The following is a 14629-nucleotide window of genomic DNA, read 5'->3' as shown; positions in this document are numbered from 1 at the left end:
TTGGCGGTCTGGGCAGCGATGCGCCCGAACAGCTCGGAATCGATCTCCTCCTCCATGAAGTCGCCGGCCGTAAGGCCGGGCTCCAACACCTCGGCCGCGGACAGGGTGATCTGACGCTCCGAGGCCTCCAAGGCGGTGCCGGCCGCCGGGTCTGCCACCACCTCCCAGCGCCGGAAGGTCCGATAGTCCCCGGTCTTACGGTCGATGACCACCCGCGCGTCGATCTCGCCGCCGTGCTTTTTGCGGGTCGCCGAGGCGAGCGCGGCCTCAATGGCCTCGAAGATCACGTCCTCGGGCACATCCTTCTCGTTGGATACGGCCTCAACAACCAGCAGGATCTCTTTGCTCATACCTTCCCATACTCACAGACTGTGCGACCGGTGACCGCGGCTACCGGCGCGCGGCCGCTGCAAAATCGGGGATCAGACGGGCGGACTCCAGGGCCGCGAACGCGATGTCCCAGGTCCGGCCTTCCGCCTCCAATCGAACCATCTCAATACCCGTGCCCTTGGAGTCGAGACCGAGGAGCACCCCTTCCAGGTTGCGTCGACCCTCGACCTTCTCGGCCAGCCGGAGCTTGATCCGCTGACCGACGAAACGGGCGAAGTGCTCCGGGAACACCAGCGGCCGGTCCAGTCCCGGGGAGGAAACCTCCAGGTCGTAATGGCCCGGCAGGGGGTCCTCCACGTCGAGGACACCGCTCAACTGCTGGCTCACCGCGGTGCAATCGTCCAGATTGATCCCACGGGCGTGGTCGATGTAGACACGCAGGGTGGAAGCGCCGCCACCACGTTGGAAATGTTCCACCCCAACGAGTTCGTAGCCCATGGGCTCCACCACACGGCGGGCCAATTGGGTCAGGGTGCTGTCTACCGGCTGCATGAAAAAGACCGTCCAAAAACGAAAAATGGGCCAGTGGCCCACTCTGTTGATGCGCCCAGCCCACGCGTTACCGCGGACTCGGCGCCCCACCTCGTGTCGTACAGAAACACCCCGGGTACGGGGCTCATGACGGGGACCATCTAAGGATCGCGAACCTTCCTGGCAGGTTGTCCGTCGCACGTTTAGCGCTGGAAGTGTAGGTCCTTCGGGGGCGTTACGCAAGGACGTTGTCTGCCGCGGGTACGATCTAGACTGCGAGGGCCTCGGGGGCACCAGAATAGGCAAGGCGCCGCAGCCCCCTCCGCACCGCGACGCCAGCCGAATTCCCGCCGACTAACATAGTAATTATAGTAATTCTACGCCTTAGCGCCGTGACGTCGGAACTGGTCTTGCCAGCTGGCCGCACCGGGGCGCTGAGCACGTAACCCCGAAATTGGTCGTAATTCGATCGAATACGATGATCTTACGCGAAATCCGGGGCTGCTGCGTGGCTCAGCGTTGCGCGTCGGCACGCCCTGTGACGCCCAGCGAAGGCTTTGGTCACTCTATTCCGGCACCCCCTCCTGATATTCGTCGATGCAAAAACCCCTTGCATTTACCGAAAAGCCAGAGCTAAAATTTGCCCCGCATGCTGCTTAGTGTAATCGTTTTCGGAAACGCAAAAGGAGCGCATCGTGTCGGATTCTACTACTATTCCTCGTGTGGATTCGGACAAACTGGTCCTGATCCGGCATATCACCGCGGCCTTGCCGGGCTATGTCGCCGCCATGGCGACGGCCATTGTGCCCTGCCCACCAGAGGGCCATACCGGGGGGCGTCCGTGAATAGCAACACACCGGACAATGAATCTAATGGCGCCGAGCCCGTTCCGCCTGCCACCACGGGCGGCAGCATTGCCGGGGCATCTCTGATCTCCACGCGACAGGCCACGGTCGCAAGCGCCGTCTTCGGTGCTGTGATCGCTGTTTTGACGGTCCTGATGACCGTGCAGCCCTATGATTCGAAACTCTTCAGCATCGAGTTTTTGCTCATTGTCGTATTTGCCTCCCTGATGGTTACACTCTGGATTGGGCGATTGATCTCCAGCGAGAGTGCGGCCGCTCTCAAGGCCCAATACGGTTCGGTCACTATCGATGTTGCCGGAACCTTCGGCGTATTTCTGCTGACCGGCGCCGGCCTCTTTTTTGGTTTTACATGGCTGCAAGAACGGTGGTGGGTAACGGTTGAAGTCCAGGATCCGCAAACCCTGAAAAGAATCATCGACCAGCATAAGATATTATTCAAGGATATCAATTCTGACGATCAGGACCTGGATCGGATTAGAACAGTTATCCGACGGTTTTCGGATGAGGAACGCTTGCACAATCGCATCGTCGGCCAGTATTGCTATTACGTCAGCGTCGCCAAGGACGGTGATTATGGGTGGTTTTTTGGCCGCCTCAGTATCCAGGCGCCCGCAAGTGGACCGCCGGTCGTTAAACTCAGTGGTCGCGTTGCATCGATGAGTTTTGAATCCGGGCTATTCGTGGTCGATAACGACGGAATTTTCTATGACTGGACCGTCGACAGCAACCCGGACCAACCCAACCGCGGTCAGCCATTCGGCATGGCCAGCCTGAAATTTAAAGCGTCCACCAACGACGACAGCAATAACATTCTGGAGATGAGCGGCAATTACGCCCGCTTCGGCGATACTGGCGGCGCGATCCGATTGATCCGTAACCAGCCGGGCACCACCGAGGCAAAGAATTTTTGTGCCGAAGAAGCGGCCCGACGTGACATGAAAGCAACCGCTACGGAACAGCTGCGGCCTCATTCGCAATGATGACCGCGGAACACCTCGCGACCTTGGGGCATCGCCTGACCCTCATCGCCGCTACCAGGTAAATAGTGCGAAACCAGGACGAGGCATACTGGCCGCACCCTCAGCCTTAAGACTGCCACCCACCGTGCACTAATAACGCCTACTCGCAGCGAATCGGATCAGACCATGACAAGTGAGTTTTCGCAACGCGTGTTCTATCAGGTCGGCCTTGCCATGATCGCCGTGGCGATGACCCTTTATCAGATTGCAGCCATTGCCGAAGACGAACCCATGTCTTCGGCGACGAAACGCGACTACGTCCTCGCGACCGGTTTTACTGGTGGCACCTATTACCACGCAGGCGTTGCGATTGCGACGCAAATCGACGTTCGCATGATACCAGAGGCGAGTTTCGGGTTGATCGCGATACCAACGGCCGGCTCCCAGGAGAACCTGGAGCTCCTGACGCAGCGACACGCCGACCTCGCAATCGTTCAGGCACTTGTCTTGGAACAGCTAAGAAGATCACCTTCGCAGGGTACGTCAAGTGACGTGGCGTCGCTTGCCAGCATCGGGTGGTTGTGGCAAAACGTTGAGCATTTTTTGCTTCTGGAGAAGTATGTATCGAGCGGATCACTCGCAGACCTGAGAAGCATCGTGAATAAGCCGGTATACCTGGGTGCCGAGTCATCGGGAACACGTATCTCGACAACCAGTATCTTGAGTAGTTTGGGCATCCACTTCCCCGTGGAAAATCTGCGCTCTACCAGCTACGATGCGGTTGTTGGCGAACTGAAGAGCGGGCCTATCGTTTTCGCAAGCCTGCCGGGCGGGGACCCGGTGTCTTCCGTAACCAGGGCATTCTCATCCCTGGGTAATGCCGTGCGCTTACTCGCGGTGACCGACGACGAACTGGCACTGATACGCAGTGGCGCCGCTGTGTGGCAGAGGGCAATCATTCCAGCGGCAACCTATCCCTTGCAGCTAACCGACGTCGCATCAATTTCGCAGCCCAACGTCCTGGTGGTACGCCAGGACCTGCCCGAGGAAGATGTCTATCGGATTACTCGCGAAATTTACACGCATGTCGCACGCTTGGCCGAAGTTCACCCCGCGCTGATGCAACTTGACCAAGCGCACAAGAACATTGACAGCATTTGGCCTCCACTTCATCCCGGCGCACGCCGGTATTTCGAAGAGCGAAGCAGCAACCCCAATAGCGGCTCCCAGCCAAGACCGACCAGGCCGGCACGGTAGTCCGGGGGCAGTGTCTGTGACCGCCCATCGGGTGTATAGTCGCTCAACAAAAGACGCACACAGGTCGGAGCCAGTTTCCGGTTGGTCTCGAGCCTCTGCTGGGTGGCCGGGCGCCCGGGTTGCTGGCGCCGCCGATCGAGGCTCCAGGCCAACACCTCCGCGGGTTGATGGCGGATCGCCCTGCGGGCATCCGCCCGACGGCCCTGGTGTTCGAAAGCCAGGCACGCAATCTGGTGCAGGCCAATTGGGTGGCCGTGACCTGACCTCTTTCGCCCGGTTGCGCCAAGGACGCCGCGAGCGCGCCCCTGAAGAAACTGCCGGTCGGCATCCAGACTGTCCTCGACAAATACCGGGCGGGGCTGAGACAACACCTACACCTTCGGCGCGGTCCCTGCCGGGCATCAGGCCGAAGGCGACGGCATCTGCCGCCTAATTCGCGCTGATCACGCCATCGGCCTGCGTCCCGACGCCGAAGATACGAAAGGGATAGAACACCCGCGTGGTGGATTCCTCTGCGATGAATACTCAGCCAACTAGGCCGGCACCGCGTCAAAGAATGCAGTGCGGACTGACCTCAGTGCCCAACCGCGTCGGGGTGGCACCCGGGGCGAAGCCGCGTGGCGCAGTGGCGGCAGATGTAGTCCCGGCCGCCGAGGACGCGGTGATGGCGGATGCTGCTCAGCCGATGTCCGCGGCAGGTGCAGTGATAGTCAAATTCCCGCAAGACGCGACCGCGTACCGTCGACACGTCGTAACGGTGACAGCGCTCGGGCGCCACGCCGAAGTGCCGCATGATCGCCTGCCATTCGGGTCCGTGCGGACGGATGCGCGACCCGTACCGGGCGAAGGCCACCAGGTGCGCGACCTCGTGGGGGACCGTGGTGGCGAGGAAGTCTTCCGCATTGGCCGTGAGGAGCACCGGGTTGTAGCGCACGACCCAGGGACCACGGCTACCGACACGCGCCTGACCGGCCGAGCGCCCGCGCAGGTCAAAGCGGATCTGCGGCTCCTGGATGCCGATCCGCAGCCACTGCCGGGCCTGCGCCAGCAGGGCGCGGGTCTGTGCTGCCACACGCCCTTGCAAGAGCACTAAGTCCTCGGTCGGCAGCCCCGTCGGCCTGACGCGGCCACCCGGCGCAGCCTGGTTGCTGTCCGATCTCATGGGATCACCCTTGGTTAGCCATGGAATCTTGATGATCGTTGCGACCACGGGCCGGTATCGTCGCCCAGCAGGGCGACCGACGTTGACGCCGCCAGGTGGCCGGGATGAGTCTCAGGAGGCCGCCGCCAGCGCCGCGAGGATGCGCTCCACCTGCCCGGTGCAGTACGCGAGGTGCCCTTCGATCTCGGCCATGGTGATCGCGCCCTCCCCCTTGCCGGCCGCCCAGTTGACCACGAAGGCGAGGCTTGCATAGTTGAGATCCAACTCACGGGCCAGGACCGCCTCGGGCATCCCCGTCATACCGACCAAGTCGCAACCGTCGCGCTCCATCCGAACGATCTCCGCCGCGGTCTCCAGCCGCGGGCCCTGGGTCGCCCCATAGGTCGCGGTCGGGGTCGCGGGCACCCCGGCGAGTTCACAGGCGGCCCGCAGGGCGCCGCGCAGCTGCGCACAGTAGGGTTCGGTGAAATCGACATGGTGGACCGGGTGCGACTCACCGTCGTGGAAGGTGTGCTCACGAGCGTAGGTGTAGTCGATGATCTGATCGGGGAGCGCGAAGACCCGGGGACCGTAAGCCGCGGTGATGCCGCCGACGGCGGCGAGCCCCACGACCTGCCGCGCCCCGCACGCGCGCAGCGCCCACAGATTGGCCCGATAGTTGACCCGGTGCGGCGCCAACCGATGGCCCGCGCCGTGGCGGGCGAGAAAGAGCACCGACCGGCCGGCGAGTTCCCCGCGCACGAGCGGCGCTGAAACCGGGCCGAAGGGGGTCTCCGGTTGTTCGGTCGAGACGACCTCGAGCCCCCCCAGACGCTGAAAACCCGATCCCCCGATGACGGCGAGAAGCCCCATGCAACACCCCTGGCGGTGGCCCGGCGATCCGGGCTCACAATTGACACTGGGCGTCAGTCTACCTGAGCACTCGCGAAATCAAAAAAACGGCGCGTCCGCTTAGGCCCGCGCCTCGTGAAACATGCCAATCTCAACCAACTTGGGGAAGAGCACCTGCTCCTCGCGTTCGATGCGCTGACCCACCATCTCAAAAACCTCATGGGTCTCGGCGACAAAGTCGTCGCTAAAATTAAAATCGCAGTTCTTCAGCCAGTTCTTGTGGTAGTCGTCGAAGATCTTCCGCAACGGCCGCTCACCGCTGATGAACCCCCAGGCGATCGACTTGACCTTGGGGTCATCATGGATCAACAGGCTGGGGTAGAGACCGCGATCCTCCTCGGCCAGGTGTCGGCGCACCCGCTCGCCCAAGTCGCACAGTAACTCATGCGCGGTCCGGGCGTTGGGGCGGATGCGCAGCTGTTCCGTGGTCAGGAGCGAACGCAGGTCGTCAATCATCTGACGCAATTCAGAATGCGTACAACGGTAGCCGTCTAGGGTTTGCATGGATCATCCTCCTCGTTGTTGTTGTTTCGTGAACACCACCGCCGCGGGGCGCGATCCGCGACACCGGGTGGCAGGCACGCTTGAGGCGCGCTGCCCGCCGAGGCAGCGCACGAGCGATCTTATGCGCTAAGGTTTACTCCAAAATCGAGGCGTCGTCAAAAATACATTGCTTGTATTGGTTTTTTAGAGCTCTGAATTTAGTTGCATTGCTTTTCCCCGTCGCCGATTTGTGGCCGCTCAGCGGTCCTGATCAGCGACGGCAAAAATACCCGGGACATTGCGAAAGTAGCCCTTGTAGTCTAGTCCATAGCCGAACACATAGCGGTCGGGAACCACCACGCCCACCACATCGGCCGCGCAGGCGTGGGAGCGCTCTTTCTCCACCAGGACCGCCGTATGGACCCCGGCCGCCCCGTCCTCGCGGCAGGCGCGGATGATGGCGTCCAGGGTGATGCCCTCATCCAGGATGTCGTCCAAGATCAGCACCTGTTCCCCGCGGATAATTTCCGACGGACGGTAGTGCCAGGCGAGTTCACCGCCGCGGGTGGTCCCGTCGTAACGGGTGGCGTGCACATAACCCAACCGCAGCGCAAAATTCAGGCGTGGCAGCAACAGTCCCGCGGCGATGATGCCGCCGGTCACCACACTCAGGACCACGGGATCGGTCCCCGCCAACCGGGCGGTAAGGGTCTCGGCCATCCGATCCAGCGCCGTCTCCATGACCTCCTGGGTCACCAGGCACTCGGCACGATCGGCAATGGCGACATACGTCTCGGGGGTGAGCTTCATCTGTGGTTTACCGGTTGAGTAGGGTCGGCCAGCGTCAACTCCAGGTCCAGCGTTTCCAGGTCTTCGAGTCGTGCGACCTGCTGCACGCCCTCATGCCAACGCGCTTCCTCGTGCAAACGCTCACGGGCGAGGCGTCCGCGCCCGTGCATGCGCAGCAGCCGCAGTTGGGCGGTCGGGTCGGTTTGGGAACGGAAGGCCTGAACAATCTCGAGCGCGGCCGGGCGATTGTTGCAGATCAAGAGCATATCGCAACCGGCACGGGCGGCGGCCTGGGCGCGCTGGGCATAGCCGCCGCCGGCATCGGCCGCGGCCATGTTGAGGTCGTCGCTGAAGATGACACCCGCAAAGCCCAGACGGCTGCGCAGCACCTCTTTGAGCCAGAAGGGGGAAAATCCGGCGGGCTCCGGAGCGACCCGCGGGTAGACCACATGGGCCGGCATCACCGCCTCCAGTCCGTGCCCGATCAACCGCCGGAACGGCACCAGATCGGCGGCCAGCAGGTCCGCCAGCTCCCGCTCGTCCAGCGGCAACTCGGTGTGGGAGTCCGCGGCCACGCCGCCATGCCCGGGGAAGTGCTTGCCGACCGCGGCCATCCCGGCCTGGCGCACCCCGGCCGCCCAGGCGCCGGCGAGGGCCGACACCGGCTCCACCGCGCCGCCGAAGCCGCGATCGCCGATGGCCCGGCAGAGACCCCGATCGAGATCCAGCACCGGGGCAAAACTGAAGTCCACCCCTGCCACCAACAGCTCCGCGGCCATCAACCAGGCGACGGCAGTGCAGGCAGCGATCGCCCGGCGCGGGTCCTGGGCGTAGAGTGCACCGAAGCGCCCGGCCGGCGGCAGGCGGGTGAAGCCATCGCGAAAGCGCTGTACCCGCCCCCCCTCCTGGTCGACCCCGATCAAGAGCCGGGGCTCGCGCAGGTCATGGATGGCCGCGGTGAGTGCCGTGAGTTGGTCGCGGGAGACGTAGTTGCGGGCGAAGAGGATGACACCGCCCACCGCCGGATGGCGCAACAGGTCGCGGTCCTCGGGGGTCAACTCGGTACCCGCCAGGTCGACCATGATCGGACCCAGTGACATGGTTAGATCCCCCGCCCGGGCCGTGCGGCCCTCGGGGTCCAATCGGAAAGCGGGGGTCGCACGCGCATGACATCGCCTGTGGAAGGTGGCCGGGTGACTGCCACCCGGCCTTCAATCCGGGGTTTTAACACACTCCCAGGAACCTCGAAAGATCAATGCTGCGTCAGATGCGGCGGCGGGCTGGGTCGGTGCAGCCGCCATTGCTGATAGGCCGCCAGCGCGAAGCAGGCGGTACCGAGCACCGTGAGTGACTGCTCGAGCCAGTGCATGGCCAGCGTCTTGGGGTTCATCATGGCGATCGGCTGGAGCGCAAAGATCATCAGCAGATTGACCGCGAACAGCAGTGCCGTGCCCCAGCGCCGCCGAGCCAGCGCGGCGGCGATCAGCAGCGCGCTCGCTGCCAGATTGCCGAGACTCACGAGGATCAGCAGGGGCAGGAACCAGCCGCGGGGCAACTCGAACACCCATTGCCTTAACGCCGCGGCGGCGAAGGCCACCAGCACCAGGAGCGCCGCGACCCGCCACCGCCGGGCGGGGGCGTGCCGCCCAAATTGACGCCAGACGGCACCCCACAGGGCGACGGCAAGCAGGGCGAACCCCAGGGCCATCAGCGGGAACAGGGCCGTGGCGAGCCACACCAGGTCGGTCCCGGTCGCCGCGGCGATGAGCTTCCAAGTCGCCTTGGACAGTCCGCCCGCCACGATGAGAAAGCCGCCCAGCAGCGCCGGCCGCTCGTCTGCCGGATCCTGGTCCGCCACGTAGCGGGTGACGAACCACAGCGCAACGCCGGTCAGGGCCACCGGCAGAAAGTTATAGAGTGCGAGGCTCAGTGGAAAATCGAGCATCGTCTGCGACTCAGACGAAGCGCATCGAGAGGTCGACGGCGGTCACGTCCTTGGTCAGGTCGCCGACCGAGATGCGATGCACCCCGGTCTCGGCAATCGCCCGCACGGTGCTCAGGTTGACGTTGCCCGAGGCCTCCAGTTGCGCCCGACCGGCGGTATGCGCCACCGCCTGACGCAGCTCGTCGAGGGTAAAGTTGTCCAACAGGATCAGGAGCGCCCCCGCGTCCAGGGCCTCACCGAGCTCCGCCAGGTTCTCCACCTCGATCTGGATGGCGACGCCCGGATTGCCGGCGCGCGCGGCCGCCAGGGCGGCGCCGATGGAGCCGGCGGCCAGGATGTGATTCTCCTTGATCAGGATCGCATCGTAGAGCCCGATCCGGTGGTTGTGGCAGCCGCCGCACAGCACCGCATATTTCTGCTGGAGACGCAGCCCCGGCAGGGTCTTGCGGGTGTCCAGCACGCTTACCGGCAGCCCGGCAACCGCCGCGGCATAGCGGCTCGCCCGGGTGGCGGTGCCGGAGAGGGTCTGCAGATAGTTCATGGCCGTGCGTTCGCCGCTGAGCAGGGCGCGCGTGGGGCCAGTGAGCACACAGAGCCGCTGGCCGGCGCGGATCGGCTCGCCGTCCTGGGCCTCCCAGTCGAGCATCACGCCGGCATCGAGTTGGCGAAACACGCCCTCGTACCAGGCGCTGCCGCTCAACACCGCCGCCTCCCGGGTGATCAACTCCACCCGCGAGCGCTGGTGCGCCGGGAGCAGGGCGGCCGTCAGGTCCCCCCCGCCCAAGTCTTCCGCCAAGGCGGCCCGGACCTGGGAGGCGATCACGTCCGGCGCGGGGAGTTGGGCGCGCAGCAGCGCAGCACTGGGCAAGGGCAATGGCACCGTCGGCATATCCTTGGAATCTCCCATGGTTGAGAACAAAATTGACACCCGCAGTCACCGGGGAACAGACGCGACCGATTCGACGCGACCCGATCGCCCGGGCTGCGTTAGCATGGCATTGATCAGGCCATCAGGCCAGAACCGACCAACGCTCGCTGTCCTGTGGGGCACCGCCCTGGTGGCCGTGGGTTTGAGCCGGTTCGTCCAGGGGCTCAAGCCCGGCCTCTGTCCCTTGGGCGAGGCCATGGCCTGGGACTTCGCCCGCACCGGGAGCCTGATGCGGCACTTTCTGTGCGTGACCGTTCTGATGATTGAGGGTATGCTTCCCTATCTGTGAGGGTGACATGACTGCACCATGCCCGACTGAAGACCCGGCAATGCAAATCGATCCCGCAGGCTGGCTCCTGGCCGCCGCACACCACCCCTCGCCCCATTGCGATGACCGCCCCGCGGGTACCGCAATCGACCTGTTGGTCATCCACAACATCAGCCTGCCGCCGGGCGAATTCGGCGGCAGTGCCATCGATGACCTCTTTCTCGGCCGGCTCGACCCGGCCGCCCACCCCTATTACCGCATCGCCGCCGCGGCCGGCCCTGTCTCCACCCATTTCTTGATCCGGCGTGACGGCGCCCTGATCCAATACGTGCCCTGCCGGCGCCGCGCCTGGCACGCCGGGCGCTCCTGCTTCGGCGGGCGCGAGCGCTGCAACGAATTCTCCATCGGCATCGAACTGGAAGGCACGGACACGCTACCGTTCGAGCCGGCGCAATACCTGACCCTCGCCCGCTGCACCCTAGCCATCCTCTGCCAGTATCCCGCCATTACGCCCGAGCGCATCGTCGGACATAGTGACATAGCACCGGGGCGCAAGACCGACCCGGGGCCATTTTTCGCTTGGGTGCGGTATCGCGACTTGATCCGCCACCATGGCCTTGATCATTGTCACACCCACACTCGTGACACCGCGCAAGCGGTGTCACGCCGGCCCTAGGTACTGCGATCACGGAACCACGATCACGACCGCACGCGCAATCCTTGATGAAAAGAATAACCCAATCCCTACTGCTTGCACTCGTCGGCAGTGTCATGATGCTGCTCTTTTGGCCGGCCAGCGTGACACCGACTGGGGCGGCGCAACAGCTGCGACAGGCGCTGGAGCAAGTCCAGTTGGATGGCGCGACACTGACGCTGCCGCAAGCGATGGCAAGAGACCATGTTCCGGGGATCAGTATCGCCCTCATCGACGATTACCAGATCGCCGGAACGCTCGCCGATGGCTACAAGCAGTCTGGGCAAAGCGAACCGATCACCCCGCACACGTTGATTCAGGCGGCCTCGCTGTCCAAATCCGTGGCGGCGGCCACGGCCATGAAGTTGGTGCAACTCAAACGCATGAGCCTGGATGACGACGTCGATCGTGAGCTTAAGTCCTGGCACCTTTCTGAATACTCGCCTGACCCGCAGCGCAAGCTCACGCTGCGCGAACTGCTCAACATGACCGCCGGCATCAATCTCAGCGGATTTTCCGGATACCCGCCCAATCAGCCGCTACCGACACTCGTTGAAATCCTCAATGGCCAACCGCCGGCGACCTCCGCACCGATACAGGCGGTGGCGCCTCCAGGCCAGCGCTATGCCTATTCCGGAGGCGGTTATGAGATCATGGAACAGTTGATCGAAGATATCACCGGCCGGCGGTTTGCAGACATTACCAAAGAGCTGATCCTCAGACCGGCCGGTATGCGCCATAGCTATTTCGTGCAACCCTTGCCGCCGCAGCTGGCTAAGCAGGCGGCTTGCGGACACCTGGAGGACGGCCAACCCTTGGAAGGACAGTGGCGCGTTTTCCCGGAACTGGCAGCCGCGGGACTCTGGAGTACACCCGCCGATTTGGCGCGCTTCGTGATTGCGATGATGAATGCCTATCGCGGGACCTCAGGCGCGATGCTCGATCAAGCCAGTGCCACGGAAATGCTGACCCTGCCAGACAATGGGTTCTACGGACTTGGCCTAGTGGTGCGAGGAACCGGACGCACGCTGCATTTTCTCAAGCAAGGACATAATGCAGGGTACCAAAACTGGATGATTGGCTTTCCCAACACCGGACAGGGAGCCGTGGTAATGACGAACTCCGACGCGGGGAGCCCACTTGCGCAAGCGGTGGTCAATGCGCTGGCCCAGGCCTTCGCTTGGCCACCACTGGAGCAACTCGAGGACGGCATGTTCACCTCGCCGCACCCATAGTCGTGCTCGCCTGAGACGAACACCGCGCTCGCATTGCCAGCGCACCGGGATGCACTGCTGACGGCCCAGGATCTAAGGCCTTGATCGTCGCTCTTCGCGTTCCCCAAGCGCTAACCGTGGCAATACCGTTGCGCCGCTCCAGCAGCGGGTAACTTAGTGTGGCGCATGCGCATCCGGACAGACGCGCACACAAGCGTGAGATGGCCCCACAACAGCGAGCCCAGGATGAGGCCAGTCGCGCCCCCAACCGGACTGTCCGCCCTCCCCCAGCCAGGTACACTAGCGGATTGCCCCGGCGGCCCACGCCGCCGACCCGAACCGCCCGACCCCGGAGACACCCCCATGCCCAGCGCACCCAGCCGCTCACTCGAGACCTTCGACAACCCTCAGCCCGGGCGTGATTACACCATCCGCATCCGCGTGCCCGAGTTCACCTGCCTGTGCCCCAAGACCGGACAGCCGGACTTCGCTGAACTGACCCTGGAGTATATCCCGGACCGGCTGTGCGTCGAACTCAAGGCGCTCAAGCTCTATGTCTGGTCCTATCGCGACGAGGGCGCCTTCCACGAGGCAGTGACCAATCGCATCCTCGACGATCTGGTGGAGGCAACCAAGCCCCGCTTCATGCGCCTGACCGCGGATTTCAACGTGCGCGGCGGGATCGACACCACGGTGGTAGCCGAGCACCGCGCACCCGCCTGGGCGGCGCCGTCGCTGGTCGAACTCCCATAAGAATCTAGGTGCGGCTGAAGTCGCACCTACGTCCGCGAGCCCATCACTCCCCGCCCACCGGATAGGATTCGCGCCCGTACATCCGGCTCAGGTCCCGCAGCCTGCCAGCGGACGCGGGGTCCAGGTCCGCCGCCCGATAACGCCACACCCAGTTGCCCTCCGCGGTGCCCGGGCGGTTCATGGTCGCCTCCGCCCCGGCGCCCAGCAGGTCCTGCATCGGGAACAGCGCCGCGGCCGCCACCGAGCCCAGGGCGGCGCGGATGAAGGCCCAATGGGGCTCACCGCAGTCGGTGTTGAGATAGCGTTGAACCCAATCGCGAGTCGCCGCGTCCTGTTCCGACCACCAGCCGACGACGGTGTTGTTGTCGTGCGTGCCGGTGTAGACCACCAGCCGCGGCCGGTGGTGGTGGGGCAGGAAGCCGCAATGTCCACAGCCGTCCGTATTCTCAAAGGCGAACTGGAGGATGGCCATGCCCGGCAGGGCGAGCCCGTCGCGCAGGGCCTCGACGTCAGGGGTGATGACCCCCAGGTCCTCGGCGATCAGCGGCAGGTCCGCTCCCAGTGCCTTAGAAAGTGCATCGAACAGGGCCATCCCCGGCCCGGTGACCCAGCGGCCATTGACGGCGGTCGCCTCGCTCGCCGGGACCTCCCAATAACCGGCAAAACCGCGGAAGTGGTCCACCCGCACCAGGTCGGTGACCGTGAGCAGGTGGCGCAGGCGCTGCACCCAGAACCCGTAGCCGTCGGCGGCCAGGGCCGGCCAGTCGTAGAGCGGGTTGCCCCAGCGTTGACCGGTGGGGCTGAAATAGTCCGGCGGCACCCCGGCGATGACCGTCGGCTGGCCGTCCGGCTCCAGCTGGAACCACTCGCGATGGGCCCAGACCTCGGCCGAATCGTGGGCGACGAAGATCGGCATGTCACCGACGAAATGGACCCCGCGGACATGGGCGTAGTCACGCAACGCCGACCACTGGCTGAAGAACAGGAATTGCACCAGACACTCGCGGTCGATCTTCGCCTTGTGGGTCCGTTTCCAGGCCGTCAGCGTCTTGCGATCACGCAGGGCGAGCCGCGGCGACCATTCGGTCCAAGGGCGCTCTTTGTTAGCGATCTTGAGCGCACTGAACAGCGCATACTCCGGAAGCCAGTCGCGCTGCTCCTCCTGGAAACGGGCATAGGCATCGCGTTGGGATTGATCGGCACGAGCCAGAAACCCCTGGTAGGCGCGATCGAGCAGGGTCCGCTTCCAGCAGTGGACCTCGCCGAAGTTGACCTGATCCTCCGGAAAGTCCGGGTGTTCCAGGTCCGCGGGATCGATCCAACCGGCGGCGAGCAACGCCTCCGGGCTGATCAGCAAGGGATTGCCGGCATAGGCGCTGGTGCATTGATAGGGCGAGTCCCGGTAGCCGGTGGGCCCGAGCGGCAGGACCTGCCAGAGCCCCTGCCCGGCCTCGCTGAGCAAATCGACGAAGCGGTAGGCCGCCGGTCCCAGGTCGCCGATGCCGAAGGGGCCGGGAAGGGAGGTGGGGTGCAGCAGGATGCCGCTGGTACGGTGCATG

General features: G+C 64.2%; 17 protein-coding genes. 7 read left to right on the top strand and 10 right to left on the bottom strand.

Features of this window, described 5'->3' with window-relative positions; genetic code table 11:
• Positions 1–350 (bottom strand): NusA N-terminal domain-containing protein (locus QZY44_RS10505; protein WP_295445906.1); only part of this gene is annotated, 350 nt, incomplete at its 3' end.
• A 40-nt stretch (positions 351–390) separates the two neighbouring features.
• On the bottom strand, positions 391–882 hold the full coding sequence (gene rimP, locus QZY44_RS10500) for a ribosome maturation factor RimP (RefSeq protein ID WP_295445904.1): 492 nt from the start codon (positions 880–882) through the stop codon (positions 391–393).
• A gap of 674 nt (positions 883–1556) precedes the next feature.
• Here rimP and QZY44_RS10495 point away from each other — a divergent pair.
• The 3 genes from QZY44_RS10495 to QZY44_RS10485 all read left to right on the top strand — a co-directional run bounded on the left by QZY44_RS10495 (position 1557) and on the right by QZY44_RS10485 (position 3943).
• Entirely contained in the window at positions 1557–1706 is a 150-nt protein-coding gene (locus tag QZY44_RS10495) for a hypothetical protein (protein WP_295445903.1), read from the top strand.
• Positions 1703–2707: a hypothetical protein gene (locus tag QZY44_RS10490; RefSeq protein WP_295445901.1), complete on the top strand. Its 1005-nt coding sequence runs from the start codon at positions 1703–1705 to the stop codon at positions 2705–2707. The genes QZY44_RS10495 and QZY44_RS10490 overlap by 4 nt, the downstream gene beginning before the upstream one ends.
• A gap of 165 nt (positions 2708–2872) precedes the next feature.
• Positions 2873–3943: a TAXI family TRAP transporter solute-binding subunit gene (locus QZY44_RS10485; protein WP_295445899.1), complete on the top strand. Its 1071-nt coding sequence runs from the start codon at positions 2873–2875 to the stop codon at positions 3941–3943.
• A gap of 574 nt (positions 3944–4517) precedes the next feature.
• On the opposite strand, the gene QZY44_RS10480 is transcribed toward QZY44_RS10485, so the two are convergent.
• The 7 genes from QZY44_RS10480 to nadC all read right to left on the bottom strand — a co-directional run bounded on the left by QZY44_RS10480 (position 4518) and on the right by nadC (position 10102).
• The gene (locus tag QZY44_RS10480) at positions 4518–5105 is read right to left on the bottom strand and encodes a SprT-like domain-containing protein (protein WP_295445897.1); all 588 of its coding nucleotides are present in this window, start codon (positions 5103–5105) and stop codon (positions 4518–4520) included.
• 111 nt (positions 5106–5216) lie between these two features.
• Positions 5217–5957 carry an S-methyl-5'-thioinosine phosphorylase gene (locus tag QZY44_RS10475; protein ID WP_295445895.1) on the bottom strand — a complete coding sequence of 247 codons (741 nt, stop codon included), beginning with the start codon at positions 5955–5957 and terminating at the stop codon, positions 5217–5219.
• A 99-nt stretch (positions 5958–6056) separates the two neighbouring features.
• Positions 6057–6500 (bottom strand): hemerythrin domain-containing protein, encoded by a 444-nt coding sequence (locus QZY44_RS10470; RefSeq protein ID WP_295445893.1) that lies wholly within the window; start codon positions 6498–6500, stop codon positions 6057–6059.
• Positions 6501–6737: 237 nt separating this feature from the next.
• The gene (locus QZY44_RS10465) at positions 6738–7289 is read right to left on the bottom strand and encodes a hypoxanthine-guanine phosphoribosyltransferase (protein ID WP_295445891.1); all 552 of its coding nucleotides are present in this window, start codon (positions 7287–7289) and stop codon (positions 6738–6740) included.
• Entirely contained in the window at positions 7286–8368 is a 1083-nt protein-coding gene (nagZ, locus tag QZY44_RS10460) for a beta-N-acetylhexosaminidase (protein ID WP_295445889.1), read from the bottom strand. Before nagZ ends, QZY44_RS10465 begins: the two co-directional genes overlap by 4 nt.
• Positions 8369–8520: 152 nt before the next feature.
• Positions 8521–9213 carry a hypothetical protein gene (locus QZY44_RS10455; RefSeq protein WP_295445887.1) on the bottom strand — a complete coding sequence of 231 codons (693 nt, stop codon included), beginning with the start codon at positions 9211–9213 and terminating at the stop codon, positions 8521–8523.
• 10 nt (positions 9214–9223) lie between these two features.
• Complete coding sequence (gene nadC, locus QZY44_RS10450) at positions 9224–10102, bottom strand: carboxylating nicotinate-nucleotide diphosphorylase (protein ID WP_295445886.1); 879 nt, start codon at positions 10100–10102, stop codon at positions 9224–9226.
• A 103-nt stretch (positions 10103–10205) separates the two neighbouring features.
• Between nadC and QZY44_RS10445 the strand changes: the two genes are divergently transcribed.
• From QZY44_RS10445 to queF, 4 genes are all read left to right on the top strand, one after another.
• Positions 10206–10430: a DUF1538 family protein gene (locus QZY44_RS10445; protein WP_295445884.1), complete on the top strand. Its 225-nt coding sequence runs from the start codon at positions 10206–10208 to the stop codon at positions 10428–10430.
• A gap of 40 nt (positions 10431–10470) precedes the next feature.
• Positions 10471–11085 carry a 1,6-anhydro-N-acetylmuramyl-L-alanine amidase AmpD gene (gene ampD / locus QZY44_RS10440; protein WP_295445882.1) on the top strand — a complete coding sequence of 205 codons (615 nt, stop codon included), beginning with the start codon at positions 10471–10473 and terminating at the stop codon, positions 11083–11085.
• Positions 11086–11180: 95 nt separating this feature from the next.
• Positions 11181–12338 carry a serine hydrolase domain-containing protein gene (locus QZY44_RS10435; RefSeq protein WP_295445880.1) on the top strand — a complete coding sequence of 386 codons (1158 nt, stop codon included), beginning with the start codon at positions 11181–11183 and terminating at the stop codon, positions 12336–12338.
• 342 nt (positions 12339–12680) lie between these two features.
• The gene (gene queF, locus QZY44_RS10430; RefSeq protein WP_295445878.1) at positions 12681–13070 is read left to right on the top strand and encodes a preQ(1) synthase; all 390 of its coding nucleotides are present in this window, start codon (positions 12681–12683) and stop codon (positions 13068–13070) included.
• Between the two features lie 43 nt (positions 13071–13113).
• Here queF and malQ read toward each other — a convergent pair whose 3' ends face one another.
• On the bottom strand, positions 13114–14628 hold the full coding sequence (malQ, locus tag QZY44_RS10425; RefSeq protein ID WP_295445876.1) for a 4-alpha-glucanotransferase: 1515 nt from the start codon (positions 14626–14628) through the stop codon (positions 13114–13116).
• Position 14629: the final 1 nt, after the last annotated feature.

This window comes from uncultured Thiodictyon sp. (genome assembly GCA_903837595.1).
Taxonomy (GTDB): domain Bacteria; phylum Pseudomonadota; class Gammaproteobacteria; order Chromatiales; family Chromatiaceae; genus Thiodictyon.
Note: the sequence above shows the minus strand (reverse complement) of the source record. Positions and strands in the feature narration are given on the sequence as shown.

Coding starts and splice junctions, on each gene's coding strand:
- QZY44_RS10455 (WP_295445887.1), bottom strand. CDS start 9,213: ATGCTCGATTTTCCACTGAGCCTCGCACTCTATAACTTTCTGCCGGTG.
- QZY44_RS10485 (WP_295445899.1), top strand. CDS start 2,873: ATGACAAGTGAGTTTTCGCAACGCGTGTTCTATCAGGTCGGCCTTGCC.
- QZY44_RS10475 (WP_295445895.1), bottom strand. CDS start 5,957: ATGGGGCTTCTCGCCGTCATCGGGGGATCGGGTTTTCAGCGTCTGGGG.
- QZY44_RS10465 (WP_295445891.1), bottom strand. CDS start 7,289: ATGAAGCTCACCCCCGAGACGTATGTCGCCATTGCCGATCGTGCCGAG.
- QZY44_RS10445 (WP_295445884.1), top strand. CDS start 10,206: ATGGCATTGATCAGGCCATCAGGCCAGAACCGACCAACGCTCGCTGTC.
- nagZ (WP_295445889.1), bottom strand. CDS start 8,368: ATGTCACTGGGTCCGATCATGGTCGACCTGGCGGGTACCGAGTTGACC.
- QZY44_RS10435 (WP_295445880.1), top strand. CDS start 11,181: ATGATGCTGCTCTTTTGGCCGGCCAGCGTGACACCGACTGGGGCGGCG.
- QZY44_RS10470 (WP_295445893.1), bottom strand. CDS start 6,500: ATGCAAACCCTAGACGGCTACCGTTGTACGCATTCTGAATTGCGTCAG.
- ampD (WP_295445882.1), top strand. CDS start 10,471: ATGCAAATCGATCCCGCAGGCTGGCTCCTGGCCGCCGCACACCACCCC.
- QZY44_RS10480 (WP_295445897.1), bottom strand. CDS start 5,105: ATGAGATCGGACAGCAACCAGGCTGCGCCGGGTGGCCGCGTCAGGCCG.
- nadC (WP_295445886.1), bottom strand. CDS start 10,102: ATGCCGACGGTGCCATTGCCCTTGCCCAGTGCTGCGCTGCTGCGCGCC.
- rimP (WP_295445904.1), bottom strand. CDS start 882: ATGCAGCCGGTAGACAGCACCCTGACCCAATTGGCCCGCCGTGTGGTG.
- malQ (WP_295445876.1), bottom strand. CDS start 14,628: ATGCACCGTACCAGCGGCATCCTGCTGCACCCCACCTCCCTTCCCGGC.
- queF (WP_295445878.1), top strand. CDS start 12,681: ATGCCCAGCGCACCCAGCCGCTCACTCGAGACCTTCGACAACCCTCAG.